This window comes from Pseudoflavonifractor phocaeensis (assembly GCF_038439875.1).
Classification (GTDB): Bacteria; Bacillota; Clostridia; order Oscillospirales; family Oscillospiraceae; genus Vermiculatibacterium.
This window is the reverse complement of sequence record NZ_JBCDMT010000003.1, coordinates 348357-371831: the sequence shown is the minus strand read 5'-3', so window position 1 is coordinate 371831 and position 23475 is coordinate 348357. Positions and strand designations below refer to the sequence as shown.

22 protein-coding genes and 5 tRNA genes are annotated in these 23475 nt (G+C 63.1%); 19 read left to right on the top strand and 8 right to left on the bottom strand.

Features of this window, described 5'->3' with window-relative positions; translation table 11 throughout:
• Positions 1-407 precede the first annotated feature (407 nt).
• The 3 genes from clpB to AAEU42_RS06465 all read left to right on the top strand — a co-directional run bounded on the left by clpB (position 408) and on the right by AAEU42_RS06465 (position 5095).
• Positions 408-3038, top strand: coding sequence for an ATP-dependent chaperone ClpB (gene clpB / locus AAEU42_RS06475; RefSeq protein WP_342232715.1), 2631 nt, complete (start codon positions 408-410; stop codon positions 3036-3038).
• 115 nt (positions 3039-3153) lie between these two features.
• Positions 3154-3699, top strand: a complete 546-nt coding sequence (locus AAEU42_RS06470) for an RNA polymerase sigma factor (RefSeq protein ID WP_342232714.1) — start codon at positions 3154-3156, stop codon at positions 3697-3699.
• On the top strand, positions 3692-5095 hold the full coding sequence (locus AAEU42_RS06465) for a hypothetical protein (RefSeq protein ID WP_342232713.1): 1404 nt from the start codon (positions 3692-3694) through the stop codon (positions 5093-5095). Before AAEU42_RS06470 ends, AAEU42_RS06465 begins: the two co-directional genes overlap by 8 nt.
• Positions 5096-5300: 205 nt before the next feature.
• Here AAEU42_RS06465 and AAEU42_RS06460 read toward each other — a convergent pair whose 3' ends face one another.
• The 5 genes from AAEU42_RS06460 to AAEU42_RS06440 form a co-directional block, all read right to left on the bottom strand.
• Complete coding sequence (locus AAEU42_RS06460) at positions 5301-6092, bottom strand: IclR family transcriptional regulator (protein ID WP_342232712.1); 792 nt, start codon at positions 6090-6092, stop codon at positions 5301-5303.
• A 182-nt stretch (positions 6093-6274) separates the two neighbouring features.
• The gene (locus tag AAEU42_RS06455; RefSeq protein WP_342232851.1) at positions 6275-7093 is read right to left on the bottom strand and encodes a cell wall hydrolase; all 819 of its coding nucleotides are present in this window, start codon (positions 7091-7093) and stop codon (positions 6275-6277) included.
• A 317-nt stretch (positions 7094-7410) separates the two neighbouring features.
• Entirely contained in the window at positions 7411-8193 is a 783-nt protein-coding gene (locus tag AAEU42_RS06450; protein WP_342232711.1) for a cell wall hydrolase, read from the bottom strand.
• 131 nt (positions 8194-8324) lie between these two features.
• Positions 8325-8510, bottom strand: a complete 186-nt coding sequence (locus AAEU42_RS06445; protein WP_342232710.1) for a hypothetical protein — start codon at positions 8508-8510, stop codon at positions 8325-8327.
• A gap of 94 nt (positions 8511-8604) precedes the next feature.
• Positions 8605-9123, bottom strand: a complete 519-nt coding sequence (locus AAEU42_RS06440) for a methyltransferase family protein (protein ID WP_342232709.1) — start codon at positions 9121-9123, stop codon at positions 8605-8607.
• 260 nt (positions 9124-9383) lie between these two features.
• Here AAEU42_RS06440 and AAEU42_RS06435 point away from each other — a divergent pair, with 260 nt between their 5' ends.
• Positions 9384-9776 (top strand): VOC family protein, encoded by a 393-nt coding sequence (locus AAEU42_RS06435; protein WP_342232708.1) that lies wholly within the window; start codon positions 9384-9386, stop codon positions 9774-9776.
• 90 nt (positions 9777-9866) lie between these two features.
• Here AAEU42_RS06435 and rpmB read toward each other — a convergent pair whose 3' ends face one another.
• Together rpmB and AAEU42_RS06425 are read right to left on the bottom strand one after the other, a co-directional pair.
• Positions 9867-10055 (bottom strand): 50S ribosomal protein L28, encoded by a 189-nt coding sequence (gene rpmB, locus AAEU42_RS06430; protein WP_342232707.1) that lies wholly within the window; start codon positions 10053-10055, stop codon positions 9867-9869.
• A 91-nt stretch (positions 10056-10146) separates the two neighbouring features.
• On the bottom strand, positions 10147-10791 hold the full coding sequence (locus AAEU42_RS06425; RefSeq protein WP_342232706.1) for a polysaccharide deacetylase family protein: 645 nt from the start codon (positions 10789-10791) through the stop codon (positions 10147-10149).
• A 122-nt stretch (positions 10792-10913) separates the two neighbouring features.
• Between AAEU42_RS06425 and AAEU42_RS06420 the strand changes: the two genes are divergently transcribed.
• The 8 genes from AAEU42_RS06420 (at position 10914) to AAEU42_RS06385 (ending at position 13735) form a co-directional block, all read left to right on the top strand.
• Entirely contained in the window at positions 10914-11222 is a 309-nt protein-coding gene (locus AAEU42_RS06420) for a YerC/YecD family TrpR-related protein (protein WP_342232705.1), read from the top strand.
• Positions 11209-11952, top strand: coding sequence for a class I SAM-dependent DNA methyltransferase (locus AAEU42_RS06415; RefSeq protein ID WP_342232704.1), 744 nt, complete (start codon positions 11209-11211; stop codon positions 11950-11952). The genes AAEU42_RS06420 and AAEU42_RS06415 overlap by 14 nt, the downstream gene beginning before the upstream one ends.
• Positions 11953-11984: 32 nt before the next feature.
• Positions 11985-12872 carry an Hsp33 family molecular chaperone HslO gene (gene hslO / locus AAEU42_RS06410; RefSeq protein ID WP_342232703.1) on the top strand — a complete coding sequence of 296 codons (888 nt, stop codon included), beginning with the start codon at positions 11985-11987 and terminating at the stop codon, positions 12870-12872.
• 119 nt (positions 12873-12991) lie between these two features.
• Positions 12992-13067, top strand: a tRNA-Val gene (locus tag AAEU42_RS06405).
• Positions 13068-13093: 26 nt separating this feature from the next.
• A tRNA-Asp gene (locus tag AAEU42_RS06400) sits at positions 13094-13170 on the top strand.
• A gap of 136 nt (positions 13171-13306) precedes the next feature.
• Positions 13307-13382: transfer RNA gene (locus tag AAEU42_RS06395), tRNA-Phe, on the top strand.
• Between the two features lie 64 nt (positions 13383-13446).
• Positions 13447-13522 (top strand) — tRNA-Gly (locus tag AAEU42_RS06390).
• A gap of 139 nt (positions 13523-13661) precedes the next feature.
• Positions 13662-13735, top strand: a tRNA-Cys gene (locus AAEU42_RS06385).
• Positions 13736-13888: 153 nt separating this feature from the next.
• Here AAEU42_RS06385 and AAEU42_RS06380 read toward each other — a convergent pair.
• The gene (locus AAEU42_RS06380; protein WP_342232702.1) at positions 13889-14566 is read right to left on the bottom strand and encodes a cyclic nucleotide-binding domain-containing protein; all 678 of its coding nucleotides are present in this window, start codon (positions 14564-14566) and stop codon (positions 13889-13891) included.
• 403 nt (positions 14567-14969) lie between these two features.
• On the opposite strand from AAEU42_RS06380, the gene AAEU42_RS06375 reads away from it, so the two are divergent.
• The 7 genes from AAEU42_RS06375 (at position 14970) to AAEU42_RS06345 (ending at position 23475) form a co-directional block, all read left to right on the top strand.
• Entirely contained in the window at positions 14970-15959 is a 990-nt protein-coding gene (locus tag AAEU42_RS06375; protein WP_342232701.1) for an ABC transporter ATP-binding protein, read from the top strand.
• Entirely contained in the window at positions 15952-16959 is a 1008-nt protein-coding gene (locus AAEU42_RS06370) for an ABC transporter ATP-binding protein (RefSeq protein ID WP_342232700.1), read from the top strand. Before AAEU42_RS06375 ends, AAEU42_RS06370 begins: the two co-directional genes overlap by 8 nt.
• Complete coding sequence (locus AAEU42_RS06365; protein WP_342232699.1) at positions 16959-17921, top strand: ABC transporter permease; 963 nt, start codon at positions 16959-16961, stop codon at positions 17919-17921. The genes AAEU42_RS06370 and AAEU42_RS06365 overlap by 1 nt, the downstream gene beginning before the upstream one ends.
• A 2-nt stretch (positions 17922-17923) precedes the next feature.
• Positions 17924-18769 (top strand): ABC transporter permease, encoded by an 846-nt coding sequence (locus AAEU42_RS06360; protein WP_342232698.1) that lies wholly within the window; start codon positions 17924-17926, stop codon positions 18767-18769.
• Positions 18770-18784: 15 nt separating this feature from the next.
• Positions 18785-20425: an N-acyl-D-amino-acid deacylase family protein gene (locus AAEU42_RS06355; RefSeq protein WP_342232697.1), complete on the top strand. Its 1641-nt coding sequence runs from the start codon at positions 18785-18787 to the stop codon at positions 20423-20425.
• Between the two features lie 73 nt (positions 20426-20498).
• Positions 20499-22148 (top strand): ABC transporter substrate-binding protein, encoded by a 1650-nt coding sequence (locus AAEU42_RS06350; protein ID WP_342232696.1) that lies wholly within the window; start codon positions 20499-20501, stop codon positions 22146-22148.
• 112 nt (positions 22149-22260) lie between these two features.
• A complete protein-coding gene (locus tag AAEU42_RS06345) occupies positions 22261-23475 on the top strand; it encodes a dipeptidase (RefSeq protein WP_342232695.1) in 1215 nt (404 codons plus the stop codon).

Below are 23475 nucleotides of genomic sequence, written 5' to 3'. Positions count from 1 at the left end.
CAGCCCTTCGGGCTGCCACCTTCCCCCAAGGGGAAGGCTAAAAGACCAGGCTGTGTCAAGAACACGTCAGCGGCCGAGCGGCGCAAGGGGGGGCCACGGGTCGCACAGACGCTCCCGTGCTTTTCACCCTACCTTCGGGCACTAAACCTTCTACCAAAAAGGGAATCTGCGAGCAGGTCAGCACCAGAGACTTTTCTTTGGGGGTCTGGGGGACATTTCTTTTCCTCGGGAAAAGAAATGTCCCCCAGATTTACGCACGTCCCGACATGCAATCAGGTACCAATCAGAACAAATTAGCACTCACATAAGAAGAGTGCTAATTGTTTACACGCCGTTCATGATTTTTCCCGGAAAACCGCCTATACTAAGTTCAAATAAAGGTATTTTCCCGGAAAGGAGTTGTTTGCATGAACACTCAAAACTACACCCAGAAGACCCTGGAGGCCGTCCAGGCCGCCCAGTCCCTCGCCACCGAATACGGCAACCAGCAGATTGAGCAGAGCCACCTCCTGCTGGCCCTGCTCACCGCCGAAAACGGCCTGGTGCCCCAACTTCTGGCCAGCATGGGCCTCACCGTGCCCAGCTTCGCTGCCGCCGTGAAGGCCCAGGTGGAGAAGCTCCCCAAGGTCTCCGGCCCGGGGCGGGAGATGGGGAAAATCTATGTCTCCCAGGGCGTAGACCGGGCCCTGAACACCGCCGAGGAGACCGCCCGGCAGATGAAGGACGAGTACGTCTCGGTGGAGCATCTTCTGCTGGCCCTCGTCAAGACCGCCGACCGGGAGCTGGCCGAGCTCTACAAGACCTACAACGTCACCTACGAGGGGATTCTGCAGGCCCTCACCGCCGTGCGGGGGAACCAGCGGGTGACCTCCGACAACCCGGAGGAGACCTACGACGCCCTCAAGAAGTACGGCACCGACCTGGTGGAGGCGGCCCGAAAGAATAAGCTGGACCCGGTCATCGGCCGGGACGAGGAGATTCGGAACGTCATCCGCATCCTCTCCCGCAAATCCAAAAACAACCCCGTGCTCATCGGCGAGCCCGGCGTGGGCAAGACCGCCATCGCCGAGGGGCTGGCCCAGCGCATCGTCAAAGGGGACGTGCCCGGCTCCTTGAAGGACAAGACCATCTTCAACCTGGACATGGGCGCCCTCATCGCCGGGGCCAAGTACCGGGGCGAGTTCGAGGAACGGCTGAAGGCCGTGCTGAACGAGGTGAAAAAGTCCGAGGGCCGCATCATCCTCTTCATCGACGAGCTCCACACCATCGTGGGGGCGGGCAAGACCGAGGGGAGCATGGACGCGGGCAACCTCTTAAAGCCCATGCTGGCCCGGGGGGAGCTCCACTGCATCGGGGCCACCACCCTCAACGAGTACCGCCAGTATATCGAGAAGGACGCCGCCCTGGAGCGGCGGTTCCAGCCCGTCATGGTGCGGGAGCCCTCCGTGGAGGACACCGTGGCCATCCTCCGGGGCCTCAAGGAGCGCTACCAGGTGTTCCACGGGGTGAAAATCACCGACGGGGCCATCATCGCCGCCGCCACCCTCTCCAACCGTTATATCACCGACCGGTTCCTCCCCGACAAGGCCATCGACCTCGTGGACGAGGCCTGCGCCACGGTGCGCACCGAGATCGACTCCATGCCCACCGAGCTGGACGTTTTGCAGGGCAAGATGACCCAGCTGGAAATAGAGGAAGCGGCCCTGGTGAAGGAGACCGACAAGCTCTCCCAGGAGCATCTGGCCGACATCCGCAAGGAACTGTCCGATTTGAAGGAGGACTTCAACGCCAAGAAGGCCCAGTGGGAGAACGAGAAGAACGCCATCGGCGCGGTGCAGAAGCTCCGGGAGGAGCTGGAGGACGCCAACGGGGAGCTGGAGAAGGCCCAGCGGGAGTACGACCTGAACCGGGCCGCCGAGCTGCAGTACGGAAAAATCCCCGAGCTCCAGAAGCGGCTGGAGGCCCAGGAGCTGGTGGCAAACCAGGGGAAGGAGGCCAGCCTCCTGCGGGACAAGGTGACCGAGGAGGAGGTGGCCAAAATCGTGGAGCGGTGGACCGGCATCCCGGTGGCCCGCCTCATGGAGGGGGAGCGGGAAAAGCTCCTCCACCTGGAGGACATCCTCCATGAGCGGGTGGTGGGCCAGGACGAGGCCGTGCGCCTGGTGAGCGAGTCCATTCTGAGAAGCCGGGCGGGCATCGCCGACGAGAGCCGCCCCATCGGCTCCTTCCTCTTCCTGGGGCCCACCGGCGTGGGCAAGACCGAGCTGGCCAAGACCCTGGCGGCCACCCTCTTTGACAGCGAGAAGAATTTGGTGCGCATCGACATGAGCGAGTATATGGAGAAGTACTCCGTCTCCCGGCTCATCGGTGCGCCTCCCGGATATGTGGGCTACGAGGAGGGGGGCCAGCTCACCGAGGCGGTGCGCCGCCAGCCCTACTCCGTCATCCTCTTCGACGAGGTGGAGAAGGCCCACCCGGACGTGTTCAACGTGCTTTTGCAGGTGTTGGACGACGGGCGCGTCACCGACGGCCAGGGCCGGACGGTGGACTTCAAGAATACCGTCATCATCCTCACCTCCAACCTGGGCAGCCAGTATTTGCTGGACGGCATCGGCCCCGACGGGGACATCACCCCGGAGGCCCGGGGCGAGGTGGAGCAGCTTTTGAAGCGGTCCTTCCGGCCGGAGTTCCTGAACCGCCTGGACGAGATCGTGTTCTACAAGCCCCTGACGAAAGAGAACGTCTCCCACATCGTGGATCTGATGGTGGACAGCCTCAACCAGCGGCTGGCGGGCAAGGAGCTCAAATGCGTCCTCACCCCGGCGGCCAAGGATTTCGTCATCGAGGAGGCCTACGACCCCCTCTACGGCGCCCGGCCCCTGCGCCGATATCTCCAGCACACGGTGGAGACTCTCATCAGCCGGGAGATCATCGCCGGCAGCGTGGCCCCCGGCGACACCCTGACGGTGGACGTGAGGGACGGGGCGCTGACCCTGTCGGCCCAAGAAGTGCTCCGCGGCGACGTGGTGGAAGAATAAGGAGAGAGGCGCGGACCAATTCGGTCCGCGCCTTTTTTTTGCTTTTTTTGAAACCCTTCCGCTTTTTTGGTGTATTCTTAGATAGAAACATGTTTCTTCGAAAGGAGGTGGGCGGGTGGACGACGAAAAGCTGCTCCGGCGGCTGCAGAAGGGCGATACCGGGGCGCTGGAAGCCCTCATCCGCCGCTACACCCCCTACGTGAGCGCCGCCGCCTACCGGGTGCTGGGCTCCCTGCCCCGGGAGGAGCTGGAGGAGGTGGTGGCGGACACCTTCGTGGCCCTGTGGTCCCACGCCGGGACGCTGGAGCCGGAGCGGGGGACCCTCCGGGCCTGGCTGGGGGCCGTGGCCGCCAACAAGGCCAAGAACCGCCTGCGCTCCTATGCCCCCACCCTGCCGCTGGACGACGCCTCCCCGGCCCCGGACGCCCCCGAGCGGGCGGTGGAGGAGCGGGAGACCGGCGAGGCCCTGTGGCGGGCGGTGGACGGCCTGGACGAGCCGGAGCGCACGCTGTTTTTCCGGTACTACTACGAGGGGGAACGGCTCAAGACCATCGCCGAGGCGCTGGGCCTGAACCTCTCCACCGCCAAGACCAAGCTGGCCCGGGGGCGGAAGCGCCTGCGGGAGCAATTACGCGAGACAGGAGGCGAGGAACATGCCTGACCGGCTCAAAGGACTGGAGCGGGAGCTGGGCCTTCCCGCCGCGCCGGCGCCCTTTCCCATGGACGCCAAAGCCATCAGCCGCCGGGTGGAGGCGACGCTCTCCGCCCGGCCCAAAGAGAGGAAGCTGTATATGAGACATAAAGTAAGACTGGCCGCCGTGCTCACCGCCGCGGCCGTGGCCCTCACCGGCACCGCCCTGGCGGTGGCCCCCGCCCTCAGCGAGGCATTGCAGAAGGCCCTGGGGGAGTTCGCCCCCTACGCCCAGGCCATGGAGGGGACGGCGGTGGACCAGGGCATCCAGGTCAAGGTGGTGTCCGCCCTGGCCGACGGCACCAGCGTGCGGGTGTACGCCGAGCTCACCGACCTCACAGGGGACCGGCTGGAGCACGCCGTCATCCAGAGTATGGACAGCTATCTGAAGCTGGACATTACCGGCGGCAGCGAGGGCAGCGGCTGGGCCTTCGGCAGCGAGAAGCTGGGCTACGACCCGGAGACGAAAACCCTGCTCTACGCCTTCGACCGCTACAACGGCGCCCTGATGGCGGACGGCACCGCTGGGACGCTGTATATCGATACCATCCGGGGCGGCTACACGGACTTTGAGACGGAGGAGGCCCTGCCCCAAAACCTGCTCACCAACCAGCTGTTAAAGACCAGGGTCCTGCCTTCCGGGGAGACGGTGCTGACGCCGGGACAGACCCCAGCGGAGCTGGCGGGGGCGGAGGGCGTGCGCCTGTCCTCCATGGGCTTCGCCGCCGACGGGCGTCTGCACATCCTCTTCCGGCTCCCCAAGGGGGCCGACCCGGAGAAGAGCTCCTTCCTCACCAACGTGTACAGCAAGTCCTGGCGGGAGGGGGACGGCGGGGATCAAACCTACAACCGGGATTGGAAAAGAGTCGGCTTTACCGAGAACGGGACGGCCTATTACGAGTTCTCCGTCCCGGCGGGGCCCGAAAACCTGGACGACATCATCCTGACGCCCATTTACGGCTCTATGGAGTATACCGGCACCCGTATCGAGGGGGACTGGCAGGTGCCCGTCACCATCCGCAAGGCGGAGGAGCGGACCATTCCCCTCAACGGGACCATCGACCACAGCACGCTCCAAAGCATGGTGCTCTCGCCCCTGGGGGTCACTCTGGTCACCACTTCCCCGGACTTCACGGGGGTCGGCGGCTACCCGCTGGCGGTGTATCTGGCGGACGGCACGGTGCTCCACCCCCAGCGGGGCTTCACAGGCCCCTCCGGCGTCGACGGGCCCGATCTGGCCCGGTGGGACTTCCGGGAGCCCGTGGATCTGGACCAGATCACCGGAGTGTCCCTGGGGTATTGGATGATTCCCCTGGCGAACGGCGGGGCGGGGGAGGGGTACTGGCTCTCCCGGCTGCCGGAATAACGAGGAGTTGGGGAATCAACAGCGCTTTGCGGGCGCATGATATGCGCCCCTACAAGGGAAAACGGAAGGACCGCCGCCCGGCTGGCCGGGCGGCGGTCCTTGATTTGTGAGAGAACGAAGGCGGTATTGGCCTTGCGGGGGGGCACGAGGGGACGGCGGCCCGCCTCGTGTGAAATCCGGTTGCCTTTTGAGCGCCCGCGGGCGCTCAAAAGGCCGAAATGGGCGTTCCGCCGGACAGGTCCATGGAGATGATCTTGCTCCTCTGAAGCCCCTCCCGCACCACGGCGTCGTAGACCTCCTTCATGTGCCAGTAGTCCGACGTGGCGCTGAGGATGGCCATGAGCCGTTTGTCCCGGTTCAGGATGGGGAAGGACAGACAGGTGGTGTCGTCCAGGTACTCTCGCTCATCCTGGGCGTAGCCCCGGCGGGCGACCTCCGCCACGTCCCGCTCCAGGGCCTCCCGGTCGGTGATGGTATAGGCGGTGAAACGCTCCATGCCGCAGGCGGCGATGCGGGCGTGGGATTCCTCCCGGGGCAGGTAGGCCAGCAGGACCTTTCCCGTGCTGGTGGCGTGGAGGGCCAGCTCGCCCCCCTGTGGGGCCACGTTGGAGACGTGGAAGGCGGGCTCGGAGGAGGCCACCGTTACCACCCGCCCCTCGTCGGTGCAGATGGACAGCCGCATGGCCACGTGGTAGCGCTGGGCCATCTCGGTGATATGGCGGTTGCCCCGGTGGACGATGGGCAGGCGCGCGGGGTACATGGAGCTGAGCTCATAGAGCTTGCTGGAGATGGTGAGCCGCCCGTCCTCCCCCCGGAGGACATAGCCTCCGGCAATCAGGGTGTTGATGAGGGCGTAGAGGGTGGTGCGCTGGACTCCCACCGCCTCGCAGATGTCGATGACGCTGAGGGGGCGGGCGGCCTGGGCCAGGGTCTCCAGGATGGCCAGGGCACGCTCCACCGACTGGATGGTCAGCGGACCGCCTTTCTGTTCTTTCAAACCCACATCCCCCTTCATCCCGGTCTTCTTACCTCTTATTATAGCGGGCCAGGCCGGGAGAAGCAAGCACAATGTTGAGATGGTGGAAGGAATGTTGATATGGTAAACGTGAGACTGAAATAAAAAAGCGCCCTTTCCCATAAGAAAGGACGCTTTTTCCACAATTTATGAAACGGAAAAAGTTAGGCGAAAAAGGCGTGGGCGCCGATGGTGGCCACATAGGAGCGGTTCCGGGCGGCCCAGCTGTTGGGTGCGGAGCGGGGGTTGATGAAGTAAAGGGCGTTGCCGATGGTGTTGGCCCCGTCCAGGCACAGCTTGGCGGCGGCCACGCTCTCGGCGTTGGGGGTCAGGTTGATGGAGCCGTTGGTGACGGGGGTGAACTGGTTGCGCTGATGGATGACCTCATAGACCGTGTCGGGGAAGAGGGAGCTGGCCACCCGGTTCAAAACCACGTTGCCCACGGCGATCTTACCGGCCAAAGGCTGGTTGCCGCTCTCGGCGTTGATGATATGGCTGAGCCAGTACACCACATCGGACTGGTAGGCCAGATCGCCGGAGGTGATGGGGCCGCTGCCGGCGGTGATGACCACGGCGTTGCCGGTGGGGTCCCAGGCCACGTTGGCGCCCAGGGCGGCGGCCAGGGTGCGGGCGGGGACCAGGATGACGTTGCCGGAGATCTTGACGCCCTGGGGCAGGTACAGGTACCGGCCGTTGGCCACCATGTAGTCGCGGCCCGGCTGGATGGTCATGGTGAGCCCGGGGGCGGTGACCACCGCCTGGTCGTTCTCCCAGACCGCCGCGGCGTCGGGGTAGAGGGCCCGTACCACGGGAAAGTAGGAGACGTAGGTCACCTGGTCGAAAACCTGGACGGGGACGTCCAGCTCGATGACAGCGTCGTTGACGATGACGCTGATGCCGTCGCTCTCGACGGCGGTGGCGGGCACACCCAGTCCGAGGACCAGGCAGAAAGCCAGCGCCAGAGTGAGAAGATGCTTCTTCATCAAAATAAAATTCCTCCTGAAAACAATTAAGTGTTTCCGTTTCTTCACCAAATTGTTACCACATTGTAACCTATTCAAAATCAAAAATCAAGAAAAATTTTTAAGAACAGGCTAAAACGAGGGTTTTTGCCACCTTTCGACCCGAAAAAATGACGTGAAACAGTTACAAATGAAAACGGCGGAATCCCTTGGGGCCCAAAAGAAACAGCGGTTGTAAAAATATTACAGATCGTATTATACCCGAAAACGAAAAAAATAATAAAAAAAGCTGCCTCACCGGGGGTGGTGAGGCAGCTTTTTAGGCCAAAAACAGCCGTTTATTGATAGAACCAATGACAGCCGATGGTGGTGACATAGGTGCGGTTTTCCATGGTCCAGTGGTTGTCGGTAAGGTGGGGGGCGAGAAAGTAGAGGCTGTCTCCCGCGGTGTTGACCCCCTCCAGGCACAGCCGGGCGGCCTCCACGCTTTCGGCGGTGGGCTCGTCATAGACGGTGCCGTTGCGGACGGGCTCAAACTGGCCGCCCCAGCGGTCGTCGAAGATGACGCCGTAGATGGTGTCGGGAAAATCGGGGCTTTTGACCCGGTTCAAAACCACGTTGCCCACGGCGATCTTGCCCTCCAGGGGCTCGCCCCGGCTCTCCGCCGAAATGATGCGGGAGAGCCAGAAGAGAGCGTCGGGAGCGTCCTGAGAGGGTTGGCGGGTGGTGAGGGCCACCGTGCCGGTGGCGGCGTCCCAGTCCACTCCGGCCCCCAGAGCGGCGGCCAGCGCCCGCACGGGGACCAGAGTGCGCCCGGACTCCAGCCGCACGGGACCGGAACAGTCGATCCGGGTTTCGTTATATGTAAGGTAGTGATCTCCCGGCCGGGCGGAGAGGAGAAAATCGTCCCACTGGACCAGGGCATGGTCGCCCGACCAGATCACGGCGGCGTCGGGTATCAGGGCTTGCGCCACGGCGCGGAGGGGAACGTAGGTGGTCCAGTCGTACACCGGGGCGGCCTCCACCGCCAGAGGGGCGCCGTCCAGGGTGAGAAAGGCGCCCCGGGCGGCGGGGGTGAGAAGAAGGGTCCCCAGGGCCAGGGCGGCAAGCTGTCGTTTCATGGTCCATCGCTCCTTATTGATTACAAGTTGTAACCAAATTGTAACCAATGGAAGGAGCTGTTTCAAGGGACAATGTTTTCCAGTGGGAAAAGACGGTATGTACCGCCGCGGACGGCGGCGGGGAGGTGAATTTACATGATATGCTCCTGGCAGCAGTCATCCAGGACCCGAAAGCCCATCCGATCCCGACTTGCCACAGGGAACAGAGCAATGCTCGTGCTGTCAAATAGGGGACACAGGCGCGCTTCCGGATCCAGCCGCAGACAGTTCTTCGGCCGGGCGGTCGTTTCTTTCTCTATGACGATTCCGGTGGTCATGACCTCACCTCCACCAGAAAGTGTGCCCACCGGGGGGAAAATCATCAGCGGAAGATGCTGGGCCGGGCGGCGCCGCCCGGCCTCCGTGCCGCGGTCAGAGATACCGGCCCACCCGGTCCATGTACCGGCGGTACTCGCCGCCGAATTTTTGTAAGCACCACCGCTCCTCCGACAGGATGATCCAGTGGGCCGCAGCCTGAAAGACCAGCAGGGCCGCGAGGAGGACCGGCGACCGGGTCAGAAGGACACAGCCGAGAAAAAACACAAAATAGGCCACGTACATGGGGTTGCGGGAGAACCTGTAAAGTCCGCCCAGGCTGACCCCGCTCTCCGCCGGGGCGGCAAAGCTGGCCACGGCGGCGGCCAGCAGGATAAGCCCGGCCAGATAGACGCCCGCCCCCGTGAAAAAGAGCCATCTGGGGGTGGACTTGACCCGGAGAAAAAATGGGGCGATCAAAAGCACGGCATTGGAGAGCTGGTAGAGCCAGTAGGCCCCTTTCTCCCGCTCCGACAGCGGCGCGAAATGGGCGGCGCGCCGGACCGCTTCCTTATTGAATAAGGACAACAGCCCGAAGCGGACGAGAAAAAAGGGGAGCAGCAGGAAAAAGGCCATAGGCGAAACCCTCATATCCTTCTATTTTGATTCATCCGGACTGATTCTATCATATCCTTGCGGCGGGAGACAACAAAGAAGCGATCTCTTTTCACGTTCCAGATAGGCTGGAAAGGGTAGGGCGGGAAAGGAGCCGTTTGACTTTTCCCCACTTCGACATTAAAATGAAAAAAGAAAAGCCGTATTCGACGGCCTTTGGCGGCGAACACGGACTGGGCGACCGGGATCTATCAGCGGTCAGAAAGCGGAGGTATCATATTATGGCGCTTGACCTTGTAGGGTGGAATACAGTCCTGGATTCCGACCATGCGGATGAGCTGTCCGCGTTTTACGAAAAGCTGCTGGGCTGGACACGGTTCCAGGGCGAGGAGTACACTGTCCTGGTCAACTTGGAGCAAGAGGGGCTTCCCACTTGGATCACCTTTCAGCAGGTGGATGATTACACCCCGCCCGTCTGGCCCGCGACGCTGGACGAGCAGCAGCAGATGGCCCATTTGGACTTCCATGTGGCGGACGTGGAAGCGGGCGTGAGGCATGCTCTGGCCTGCGGCGCGACCCTGTCAGATGTTCAATTCGACGAACGCTGGCGTGTGATGATCGACCCCGCGGGGCATCCCTTTTGTATCCTGCCGCCGGTCATGCCCTGGCTGTAAGCGGGCGGCGCGTGACGCCTGGACCGTTTCCGGGCAATAAAAAAACCGACATCCTGTTTTGGATGTCGGTTTCTCATGTGTGGCACAAAATCACACGGCGCGGGTGACCTTACCCGAACGGAGGCATCTGGTGCAGACATACACGTGCTTGGGCGTACCGTCCACGATCGCCTTGACCCGCTTCACGTTGGGCTTCCAGGGGCGGTTGGAGCGGCGGTGAGAGTGGGAAACCTGATTGCCGAACACAACGCCCTTGTCGCAAAATTCACATTTGGCCATTCGCTATTACCTCCTCGCTCGTCAGTATCACGCTGTAAAAAGCATCGGCTACCATATTAGCAGAGATATGCGAAAAAAGCAAGTATTTTTTTCAAACTGGGTCCGTCTTTAGGAGAAACGCGGGGAAGCCCTCTAGGTCGGGGGCGATGGAGCGGACAGGATAAAAGACCACCGGTCCCTCCGGGGTGAGGTAAAACCGGTCGGAGGAAAAGCGCTGGGAGCAGAGCTTGAGCCAGTCCTCGAAAAAAATGGCCTCCCCGGCGCTGACCCGCTGGCCCACCTGCCGCCGCACCTCCTCTACCACGGGGCCCCGCCACCAGCGCCGGGGCGGGAGAAGCTCGGGCAGGGTGACGGGCACCCCCGAGGGGACGCGCCAGGTGTCCCCCTGGCGCACCCGGTCGGGGTAGCGGCCGCCGGTATCCTCGGCGGCGTCCACATAGAGGCTGAGCGTGCCCTCCTGGAAGAGGGTGACGGTGAAGTCCAGACTGGCCGACCAGGGGGGCGTGTCCGGCCCCGCCGCGGCCCTGGCCTGGGTCAGGAGAGGCCCCTCCCACCGCCTGCGCCAGCGGTCGGCCAGGGCGTCGTAGTAGCGGTTGATCCGCTTGAGGCCCGGGCTGTCCTCCTCCAGACGGGGCCAGCGCATGCTGACGGTGAGGAGCACGGCCTCCCCGTCCTTGAATACCTGCTGATATTCCCCGGGCCGGGCCAGCCTGGGCGCTACCGGCTTTTTTTGCATAGAAACTCCCCCTTTCTCGCTGTTCCAGCCTATGCGGAGAAAAATTTTTGGTTCAGGGGGTTTACTTTCACACTTCACTTTGATAAAATACCCTCAGAATAAAAATAGGAGGCATATGCCCTATGACGAAAAGCGGAAAACAGGGGGAGAGCAAGCTGCTGTATGAGGCCATCCTTTCCCTGAAAGACCTGGACGAGTGTAAAAAGTTTTTCCAGGATCTATGTACCGTGGCGGAGCTGCGGGCCATGGAGCAGCGTTTCGAGGTGGCCCTCCTTCTGAGCGAAGGCATGATCTACAACGATATCCTGGACCGGACGGGGGCCTCCAGCGCCACCATCAGCCGGGTGAACCGGTCCCTCCACTATGGGGCGGACGGCTACCAGGCGGTGCTCCCCCGGGTGAAGGACAAGCTGGGCGATGGGGAGCTATGATTTCCTGGCGGGCAGCTACGACGCCCTGACCACCGACGTGGACTATCCCACCTGGGCCGATTATATCGAGCGGCACTTCGCCCGGCTGGGCCGGCCGGTCCGCACCGTGCTGGACCTGGCCTGCGGCACCGGGAGCCTGACCTGTGAGCTGGCGCGCCGGGGGTATGAGGTGACGGGAGTGGACAAGTCCCCCGAGATGCTCTCGCTGGCCGAGGAAAAATGCCGGGACCTGGACAACAGGCCCCGGTTCTTCTGTGAGGGGATGGAGGCGCTGCGCCTGCCCGGCCGGGTGGACGCCTGTGTGTGCTGCCTGGACAGCGTCAACTACGTCCTCCATCCCAGGAAGCTGGAGCGGGCCTTCCGGCGGGTGTACGACTGCCTGGAGCCGGGGGGGCTGTTCCTCTTCGACGCCGATACGCCGGAAAAGCTGGCCGCCATGGACGGCCAGGTCTTTCTGGACGAGACGGAGGACGAGTACTGCGTCTGGCGGGGGGAGTACAGCTCCCGCCGGCGGGTGTGCTCCTTCTGGATGGATATTTTCCGCCGGGAGGGGGAACTTTGGCGTCGTGGGGAGGAGCTCCATGAGGAGTACGCCTACACGATGGAAGAGCTGGAGGGCTATCTCCGCCAGGCGGGATTCGCCGCCGTCAAGCAATACGGCAAGCTGAAATTCCGCGCCCCCCGCCCGGGGGAGCAGAGGATCTTTTTCGCGGCGCGGAAAGCGGCGTGAGGGTACAGACAGCGTGAAAGGAAGATAAGACCATGGCCGACGAGATCGTCCGAATGTTAGCGAAAAACGCCCCGGTGAAGGCCTCCGCCATCACCGGCCGGGGGCTGGTGGAGCGGGCCCGCCAGATCCACAAGACCCTTCCGGTGGCCACCGCCGCCCTGGGCCGCTCCCTGATGGCCTGCTCCATGATGGGGGACCAGCTCAAGGGGGAGGGGAGCTCCGTGACCCTCCGGTTCAAGGGGGGCGGGCCCATCGGCTCCATCACCGCCGTGGCCGATCCCGGGGGAAACGTCCGGGGCTATGTCCAGGAGCCCGCTGTGGTCCTGCCCCCCCGCGCCGACGGCAAGCTGGACGTGGGGGGCGCCGTGGGACGGGAGGGGAGCCTCACCGTCATCAAGGACCTGGATATGAAGGAGCCCTACGTGGGCATGGTGCCCCTGGTCTCGGGGGAGATCGCCGAGGACGTGACGGAGTATTTCGCCGTCAGCGAGCAGATCCCCACCGCCTGCGCCCTGGGGGTGCTGGTGGACACCGACCAGTCGGTCCTCCGGGCGGGGGGCTATCTCATCCAGCTGCTCCCCGGCGCGGGCGAGGATGTCATCGAGAAGGTGGAGGCGGGGGTGGCCCGCCTGGGCGCCGCCACCACCGCCCTCATGGAGGAGGGCATGGACGCCGAGGGGATGCTCCGCCGGGCCCTGGGCAGCTTTGAGCTGGAGGTGGTGGACCGCCACAGCGTGACCTACGAGTGCTACTGCAGCCGGGACCGGGTGACCCAGGCCCTTGTGAGCATGGGCCGGGACGAGCTGCGGGACCTCATCGAGGAACAGGGGTACGCGGAGCTCACCTGCCAGTTCTGCGACGCGGTGTACCGTTTTGACCGGGAGGAGCTGGAGGAGCTTTTGGAGAAGGCCACCCATTGAGGGGCGGCCTTCTCCGGGGCCGGGAAACAAAAATTTTCCGAATTTTGATTTTTCGGTTGACAGGATGGGGAGGTTTTAGTATAATAACAGTCGCCGCTTGAAGCAACGGGCGGCGGCAGGGGAGCATAGCTCAGCTGGTAGAGCGCACGCCTTACACGCGTGATGTCACAGGTTCGAGCCCTGTTGTTCCCACCAGACCCGATTCCCTTGGCGACCAAGCTGGCGCGGTAGTTCAGTTGGTTAGAACGCCGGCCTGTCACGCCGGAGGTCGTGGGTTCAAGTCCCATCCGCGTCGCCACTCAGAAGAAATCAGCTCCGTTCCATTTCCGGCCGCGGAGCGGCCGAAAATTGCACATCCGCTGATTCCTTCTTCGTTATCCCCAAAAAGCCGCAAGCGGCTTTTCAGGGGCCCGTTAAGACCATTCCCCCAATTTGCCTCTGTAGCTCAGTCGGTAGAGCAGAGGACTGAAAATCCTCGTGTCACTGGTTCGATTCCGGTCGGAGGCACCAAAACATTCTCCCGGGATATTTTTTATATCCCGGGAGAATACCCCTCGGGGAAGCCGCATAAGATGCGGGTGTAGCTCATCTGGTAGAGCGCCACCTTGCCAAGGTGGAGGTAGCGAGTTCGAGCCTCGTCACCCGCTCCAAATCGTCGGAAGAAACCTGCTCCATTCCACTTTCGCCGGAAGGCGAAAGTTCCATATCCGCAGGTTCCTTCCTCCTCTCCCCACAAAAGCCTTCGCTTTTGCAGGGACCCCGTTTGACAAGTCCAGGGACGGACACGTCGGCGACGTAGCCAAGTGGTAAGGCAGAGGTCTGCAAAATCTCCACCCCCAGTTCGAGTCTGGGCGTCGCCTCCAAAAAAGAAAGACATTCCTTTTGGAATGTCTTTCTTTTTTGTTTCCGCCGGCTCTGCTGGGGGGGCAGTATTTTTATGCCTGCGTGAAAAAAGAGATCCCTTTTCCCCGGCGGGCAGTCGGGGGAAAGGGATCTCTTTTTCATATACCTATATATTAAGGAAGCTGGGGGCGGAGAAGGGAGGTGCCGGACTGAAGGTTCTCCAGAGCGGGGCGGTTCGTGACGGCGTAGCTCCCCTTGGCCCGTTTTTGCAGGAGCCCCATGTCGCAGAAGGCCCGCAGGGTGCGCAGCAGGTGGCGGTAGCTGCACTCCAGAAGGTCGGCGCACAGGGTCAGGTTGTAGCGGAAGACCCCGTCCTGCTCCATCTCCAGGATGAAGCCGGCCAGCCGGGTCTCCAGGGGCTCGAAGTGGGCGGCGCTTTTGCGGATGTGGGCGGCCAGCCACTCCACCGCCGTACGCAGGAACTTCACGTCGTTGAGCAGCGCCTCCCGGTAGGGCTCGGCGGGGATGGACAGGCAGACGCAGGGAGTGATGGTCCGGATGCTGTTGATGGAGGGCTGCCGCCAAAGCACGGACACCATCCCCATGATGTTGACGCCCCGGTAGTGGCACTCGCAGTGGATCTTGTCCGCACCGGTGACCACGTAGGCCATGCACTCCCCCTCCAACAGGATAATGAAGCTCTCTTCAATGGCGCCCATCTGCCCGATGAGCTCGCCGGCGTCATAGTGGACCAGATTGGCGGCAGAACACAGATCCAGGGAGAACATGTCCTGGAGCTTATTTTTGTCGATGGCGCGCTTCAGCGCGGCCGGATCTTTGATCTGTTTCATGGTATGCTCCATTTCCGGCGCCCCGGAGGCCGCCGCCGCAGAGGAGCCCCGGCCTTGCGGGGCAGGATCGGTTGATAAAATTATCATAGCAGGGCGGAGGGTGGATGTAAATCCTCATTTCGACAAAATGCAGAGGAAAAAAACGGGCTTAGACGGTTAAAAACATTATTTCGGGCCCGCTGGGAGGAAGCAGAAAAAATAATGGCATTGTGACTTGTGTCATTTACAACCTTACAGCGGACGATGTATGCTAAATGCAACATTTTTCCGGGTTCCCAAACAGGCAGACGGCAAGGGCGCTGGCCTCCCTTTGGAGCAGCGCTTTTTTTGAAAGATACTACTTTAGCCCTTTACAGCGCTAACAGTCTGCCCGTCCGGGCGGCGGAGATGGGAGAGAGAGGCAATGGCGACCATCGTAGAATTCAAAGATTACAGCATGGGCTTCAAGGACGACGACGGCAAGGTGTTCAATCTGCTGGACAAACTGAGCCTGAAGGTGGAGGAAGGAAAAGCTCTGGGCGTGGTGGGGGAATCCGGATGCGGCAAGAGCATGACGAGCCTGTCCATGATGCGGTTGCTGCCCGACGCGGCGGTGGTGCAGGGGGGCGAGATCCTGCTGGAGGGCAAAAACATATTGGAGATGTCCGAGGAGGAGATGCGCCATGTCCGGGGGGCCAAGCTGGCCATGATCTTCCAGGAGCCCATGACGGCCCTGAATCCGGTCCTCACCGTGGGCCGGCAGATCGGGGAGAGCCTTACCCTCCACCACCCGGAGATGAAGCCGGAGGAGGTGCGCCGGCAGGTGATCCAGGCCCTCTCCGACGTGGGGATCGCCGCGCCGGAGACCCGGATCGACCAGTATCCCCACGAGTTTTCCGGCGGGATGCGGCAGAGGGTGATGATCGCCATGGCCATCATCAACCACCCCGCCCTCCTCATCGCCGACGAGCCCACCACGGCGCTGGACGTGACCATCCAGGCCCAGATCCTGGACATCATGCGGCGGCTCAAGGGTGCCTCGGGCAGCCTGATGGTCATCACCCACAACCTGGGCGTGGTGGCCGAGATCTGCGACGAGGTGGCCGTCATGTACGCCGGGCGGGCGGTGGAGCGGGGGACCCTGAAGGCCATCTTCGACCATCCCCTGCATCCCTATACCAGAGGGCTCATGGCCTCGGTGCCCACCATGCGCAGCGAGAAAAAGCCCCTGCACACCATCCCCGGCACGGTGCCCACGGTCTATGATTACGGCCCGGGCTGCCGCTTTGCCGACCGGTGCGAATTCTGCATGGAGCGGTGCGGCAGGGAGGCTCCGCCCACCCGGCTGGTGGGGGAGGACCACCTGATCCAGTGCTGGCTGAACTTTGAGGGGGAGGCTGAGAGCGATGGCTGAACAGACGCCCATCCTTCAGGTGGAACACCTGACAAAATTTTTCCCGGTGAAGAAGCGCAAGCTCATCGAGCCCAAGCGCTACGTCCACGCCGTGGAGGACGTGAGCTTTGAGCTCTACCCGGGGGAGACGCTGGGGATCGTGGGGGAGTCCGGCTCGGGCAAATCCACCCTGGCCCGGGCCACCCTGGCCCGGGCCATCCTGGCCCTTACGCCGGTGACGGCGGGGAACGTGTTTTACGAGGGGCAGAAGGTCACCAACTTCCGGGTCTCCTCCGCCGACAAGCGGCGGCTGCGGGGGGACCTGCAGATGATCTTTCAGGACCCCTACGCCAGCCTGAACCCCAAGATCAAGATCGGGGAGGCCATCGCCGAGCCCATGCTCAATAACGGGCAGGCCTCCGGCCATAAAGAGGCCGAGGAGAAGGTGCGCCATCTGCTGGAGACGGTGGGGCTGAGAAGCGAGGTCTACGACCGCTTCCCCCACGAGTTTTCCGGCGGGCAGCGCCAGCGCATCGGCATCGTCCGGGCCCTGGCGGTGAACCCCAAGGTGCTCTTCTGCGACGAGTCCGTGTCCGCCCTGGACGTCTCGGTCCAGGCCCAAATCCTGAACCTCTTCAACGAGCTGAAGGAGCAGTTCCACCTGACCTACGTCTTTATCGGCCACGATCTGGCGGTGATCCGCTATATCAGCGACCGGATCCTGGTGATGTACCTGGGCAAGGTGATGGAGATCGCCCCCTACGACCAGCTTTTCGGGGAACACACCCACCCCTATACCCAAGCCCTGGTCTCCGCCATCCCGGAGCCCAGCACCGCCCCCCGGACCCAGCGCATCCTGCTGGAGGGGGACATCCCCAGCGTGGTGGACCCGCCCAAGGGGTGCCGGTTCTGCCAGAGATGCTTCCGCTCCCAGCCCCAGTGCTTTGAAGAGGAGCCGGAGCTGGTCAGGGTGGGAGAGGGACACTTTGTCCGCTGTCACTTCGCAAAGGAGGAAGGCTGATGCTTCGCTATCTCATCCGCCGCCTGGGCCGCGGCATCCTCACGATCTTCGTGTCGGTCACCCTGGTGTTCTTCATCGTCCGGGCCATGCCCTCCGACCCGGTGGCGCTGATGATCAGCCCCCAGATGAGCCAGGAGGCCCAGCAGGCCCTCATAGAGTCCTACGGCCTGGACCAGCCCAAGGGGACCCAGTATGTCCTCTATATGCGGGAGCTCCTCCACGGGAACCTGGGCACCAGCTTTGCCAAACGGGTGCCGGTGACCCAGTATTTGGCGGAAAAGCTGCCCTGGACCCTCCTGCTGCTGGCTGCCGTCATGGTCATCGTCATTCTCATCGGCATCAGCGTGGGGCTTTTTGCCGCCGCCCATAAGGGAAAGCTGGCGGACAGGCTGATCAGCATCGTGGTGACTATGGGCATCTCGGTATTTATCCCATTCATGGCCTTTTTGCTGCTGTACATATTCGCCTTCCGGCTGAAGGTCCTGCCCACGGGCGGCGCCTATACGCCCCCCAAGGGGGTGGGCATGTCCTTCTATCTGGACGTGGCCCGGCACCTCATCCTGCCGGCGGTGGCTTTGTCCATCACCAATCTGGCCAACGCGGTGCTCTACACCCGCAACAGCATGATCGACGTGCTGCGGGAGGATTATATCCGCACCGCCTACTCCAAGGGCAACAGCAGCGGCCGGGTCCTCCGGGTCCACGCCCTGAAGAACGCCCTCATCCCCACCGTCACCATTATCGGCATGCAGATCGGCCTCATGGTGGGGGGCGCCACCGTCACCGAGACCGTATTCTCCTGGCCGGGCATCGGCAGGCTGGTCTATGACTCGGTGAACGCGCTGGACTACCCGGTCCTCCAGGGGGCCTTCCTCCTGATGGCGGTGGCCGTGGTCATCATGAGCTTCCTGACGGACCTGGTGGTGGCCTGGTTGGATCCGAGAATCAAGCTGGGGGGTTGAACATGAAAGAGCGCAAGAGTTTCTTCTATTACTTTGTCCGGAACCGGAACGGCATGATCGGGCTCATCGGGGTGCTCCTCATCGTCCTTATCGGCATCTTCGGGCCCGTCGTGGTGCCCAAGCCGGACGGCTATACCACCGATATTCTGATGGCCCCCAGCGTCCAGCACTGGCTGGGCACGGACAATCTGGGGCTGGATATCTTCGCGGAGCTGGCCTGGGGGGCCCGCACCTCGCTGTACGTCTCCCTGCTGGCCATGCTCATCTCCGGGGTTATCGGCATCCCCCTGGGCCTGCTGTGCGGCTACACCAAGGGCTTTTTCAGCGAGGTGATCGACGCCTTCATCGACATTTTCATGACACTGCCCATGCTGCCCCTCATGATTATTGTGGCCGCCGTCATGGGCACCTCCATCACCAACGTCGCGCTGATCCTGGGGATCTTTTCCTGGCCCCAGCTGGCCAGGGTCACCAAGAACAGCACCCTGAAGATCCGGGAGATGCAGTACATCGAGGCGGCCAAGTGCCTGGGCCTGCCCCGGCGGCGCATCCTCTTCAAGCACGTGTTGCTCAACGCCTCCGGCCCGGTGTTCGTCAACATGACCCTGGTCATGGCCTCCGCCGTGCTCACCGAGGCCAGCCTCAGCTTCCTGGGCCTGGGGGATCCCACCACCTGGAGCTGGGGCACCGTCCTCAAGCGGGCCTGGAGCCAGAACGCCGTCATCAGCAGTCCCAACCCCTGGTGGTGGTGGCTGGTGCCCAGCCTGTGCATCGCCGTTTACGTCATCTGCTTCAACCTGTTGGGCACCGCCCTCAACGACTGTCTCAACCCCAAGGGGCGGGAGTGAATCAAACCGAACTGTATGAAAGGAGCTGAAGGGTCCATGTATGATTTCCTGATCCGAAACGGCCTGGTGGTGGACGGCACGGGCCGGCCCGCCTTCCCGGCGGACGTGGCCGTGAAGGGGGACCGGATCGTCAAGATCGCCCCCAACATCGAGGGGGAGGCCGCCCAGACCTACGACGCGGCGGGGAAGTACGTCATTCCCGGCCTCATCGACCCCCACGTCCACGAGGAGTGGTACTGCTTTGACGACGGGGCTTACGAGTCCTATATCCGCCAGGGCGTCACCACTCTGGTCAACGGCAACTGCAGCCACTCCATCGTCCCCGGCCACAAAAAGGAGATTCTGGATTACTACCTGGGCAACGGCCTGGTGGGCATCAAGCAGTACCAGCGCTACCTGGAGTCCTGGCCCGACTGGCACGACTTCGCCGGCTACTGCGACGCGGTGGCCCAGGTGGGCACCAACTGCAACTTCGTCACCCTTCTGGGCCACGGCAGCATCCGCCAGTACGTGATGCACGGGGCCTGGGACCGGGCCCCCGACGAGCTGGAGCAGGCCCAGATCGAGAACATCATCCGCCACAACATGGAGCAGGGGGCCTGGGGCATCTCCTTCGGGCTGGACTACGTGCCCAGCCGGTACGCCACCATAGATGAGCTGTGCCAGGTGGTGAGCCTCATCAAGCGCTACGACGCCGTCTCCGCCGCCCACCTGCGCCACCGCATCGGCATTCCCGAGTCCACCGCGGAATTCTGCGAGGTGGGCTGCCGCACCGGGGCCAAGATCCAGATCTCCCACCTGGCCTCCGCCGTGCCCGAGGCCTACGACGTGGCCCTGAAGGCCATCCAGGAGGGGGTGCGGGCCCACATCGACGTGATCCCCAGCAGCGTGGGCCACTGCACCGGCAAGGAGCGGATGCTCCTGTTTACCATGGCCCTCAGCGACGAGCTGTTCAGCCAGGGCATCGAGGGGGTCAAGCGGGCCCTCAAGACCCCCGAGGGCCGGGAGCTGATCAAGCGGGAGAACTACACCATGGCCGGGCCCAAGGACAAGATCTACATCGTCCACTCCGAGGATCCCCACCTGGAGAACCGCTCGGTGCGGGACATTGCCCAGGAGCGGGGCATCGACGAGGACGAGTGCATGCTGGACCTGATGGCCGACGACCTCAACTACGTCTTCTGGCTCAACGCCCCCGCCGCCCACGTGCCCAGCAACTTTATCGACCACTGCGACTCCATCGTGGCCAACCCCTACGTCTCCGTGGGCAGCGACACCATCATGGGCGACCCGGAGGACCCCTTCGACTGGTATGAGATCCGGCGCCGGGGCGGCTTCGCTGTCTTTGCCCAGATGTACCTGGAAAAGGGCGTGCCCTACGAGGAGATCGTCCGCCGCAACACCACCCTGGTGGCCGAGCACTTCGGCATCCACAAGCGTGGCCGGCTGATGGAGGGCTGCTACGCCGACGTGGCGGTCATCGACCTGCCCAACTACCGCTACCCCGAGATGGACCAGATGCAGTACAAGACCCCCCAGCTCAACGCCGAGGGCTGCGATCTGGTGCTGTGCAATGGCCAGGTGGAGCTGCGGGACGGCGAGCTCTTCCGCACCTATGCCGGGCGGGTGCTGAAAAAGAACGAGCAGGGCCTCTAAGCCCCTGGAAAAACAGAATGATAGCGGGGATGACCCGCAGTCAGATCATATGGATGAAATAGGAGGAAAAGACATGAAAAAAGCAGTATCCCTCTTGCTGGCGGGCTGCCTGACCCTCTCCCTGGCGGCCTGCGGCGGCAACACCAGCGAGACCCCCGCCCCTTCCCAGGCCGCGTCCGCCGGGACGGAGACCGGGGAGGCCAAGACCGGCGGCTCCATCAACGTGGGGCTCAACTCCGCCCCTGTCAGTGAGAACATCTGGTATCAGAACGACCTGAACTCCGCCACCATCATGAACCTGGTCTGCCCCAACCTGGTGGCCATGGACGAGACCGGCACCAAGTATAACCACCTGGCCGAGTCCTCCGTCTCCAACGAGGCCTGCGACGAGTGGACCATCACCCTCAAGGAGGGGCTGTGCTGGAACGACGGCACCCCCGTCACCGCCGCCGACCTGCTCTTCACCGGCAAATACGGCACCGAGCACCACATCGGCTTCTTCGACAGCTACTTCGGCCTGGTGGATTTTGACGCCTCCGAGGTCGTGGACGACCGCACGGTGGTATTCCGCCTCACCTCCGCCAACGTGAACTTCTGGAACGGCGCCGGCTTCTGGATCCCCATCATGCGCCAGAGCGAGTGGGAGAGCGTGGAGGACCCGACCACCTACAAGTACAGCGGCGCCGGCTACGGCCCCTACTACATCAGCGAGTGGGTGGACGGCGAGTACGTGGTGCTGGAGCGCAACCCCTACTTCACCCTGGCCAACGACGGGCAGGGCGCCTACCTGGACCAGGTGGTGTTCCGGGTCTTCACCGATGAGAACGCCATGGTCCTGGCCCTCCAGAACGGCGAGGTGGACGTGTGCGCCAACTTCCTCAGCGCCGCCTCCGTCACCCAGCTGAAGACCAACCCCTCCTACGTGATCGACAGTGTGGCCTCCCTGGGCTATGCCTTTATCAGCTTCTCCCAGACCAACGCCCTCCTCACCGACGGGAACGTCCGCAAGGCCATCGCCATGTGCTGCGACCGGGACGCCCTGGTGAACGTGGCCTACGCCGGGGCCGCCACGGCCATGAACACCCCCATCAGCCCGGTGTACAAGGAGTTCACCGCCTCCGACATCCGCCAGCCCGCCTTTGACACCGCCGGGGCCGCCGAATTGCTGGAGCAGGCCGGCTACAAGGACGCCAACGGCGACGGGGTCCGCGAGAGCGCCGATGGGAAGCCCCTCAGCTTCACCATCACCTACAAGAGCACCCTGGCCAACGTGGACGGGATCATGACCATCCTGAAGTCCGGCTGCGCCGAGGCCGGCATCGAGCTGGTGCTCCAGCCCGTGGACGCCGCCACCTTCTCCGCCAACGTGACCCAGGGCCACACCTACGACATCAGTTACAGCAGTTGGGGCACCATCGACGACGTGGACACCACCCTGCTCACCTGCTTCGGCATCGGCCAAACCCTGAACTTCATGGAGTTCAACGACCAGACCCAGGAGGACCTGCTCCAGAAGATGCAGGGGGAGACCGACTACGCCACCCGGGTGGCCATGGTGGACCAGTGGCAGGAGTGGTTCGTGGAAAACCTGCCCGCCTGCCATCTGCTGGTGCCCAACAATACCTACGCGGCCAGCACGGAGAAGTTTGACGGCTGGGAGCTGGTGCCCGGCAACTCCGCCTTCCTGGCCTGCGCTCAGTTCGTGAACGTCCACGCCAAATAAGGACCCCTCCTCCGGCTCGGGAGGGCAAGCCGGCAGCGGCCTTGCCCTCCCGATTTAATCAGCGGCCCCCGGCGTCCGTCCGGGGCAAATTTGATGAAAAAGAGGGAACGCGATGGAATTCAAGCAGAAGCCGGCCTACAAGGGCTATCGGGCCTATGAGTATCTGGAGCCGGGCAAGGACTTTAAGGATTTTGACTGGGCGGACTGGGACTGGGCGGGCCGCCATGTGGTGGAGCTGAACGGCGAACAGGAGGCCATGGCCCGGGAGATCTTCGCCAAGCATCCCTACATCAGCCTCCACGACCACCCCACCTTCTACCCCCGGGACATGTCCAGCGTGGACCACATCTTCGACTCCATGCGCCAGGGCCGGGCCGTGTGCGGCTACGAGGCCCTGTCCTGGTCCAACCTGGACTGTGTCTTTGACAACATGCTGGACGGGGTGAACATCATCTCCAGCCCCGGGGGCTGGAAGTGGATCGATATCATCCACGATCTGGGGATGCGCCTGTGCGACATCGCCCACCAGGACTTCCTGGTCCACTGCAAGACGGTGGACGACATCTTCGCGGCCAAGAAGGCGGGGAAGATCGCCTGGGTGGCCTGCATCGAGGGGGCCGCCTGCATTGAAAACGAGGTGGACCGCATCGATATCCTCTACGGCCTGGGAGTCCGCCAGCTGGGCGTGACCTACTCCGAGAGCAACGCCCTCGGAAACGGCATGAAGGAGGACAGCGACGGCGGGCTGACCAAGTTCGGCCAGGCCTGCGTGGAGCGGATGAACAAGGTGGGCATGCTCCTGGACGTGTCCCACTGCGGCCAGAAGACCGCCTACGACGCGGTGATGTACTCCAAGAAGCCCATCATCATGAGCCACGTGGGGGCCAAGGGGGTCTGGGACATCAAGCGGATGGCCAGCGACGAGGTGCTGAAGGCCGTGGGGGCCAAGGGTGGCGTGGTCGGCATCGAATCCGCCCCCCACACCACCATGTCCAAGACCAAGATGACCCACGACCTGGACAGCGTCATGGAGCACTTCGAGTACGTGAAGAACCTGGTGGGCATCGACCACGTGGGCTTCGGGGTGGACTGCCTCTACGGCGACCACGTGGGAGTCCACCACGCCTTTGCCGCCGCCCTCTCCACCGCCGAGAGCGCCAGCGGGCCCCAGTATGAGGAGGTCCCCTACGTCTGGGGGCTGGAGAATCCCACCGAGTCCAGCTGGAACATCGTCCGGTGGCTGGTGAAGCACGGCTACTCCGAGGAGGACATCGCCAAGGTCATCGGCGGCAACGCCATCCGGGTCCTGAAGGAAGTCTGGGCCTGA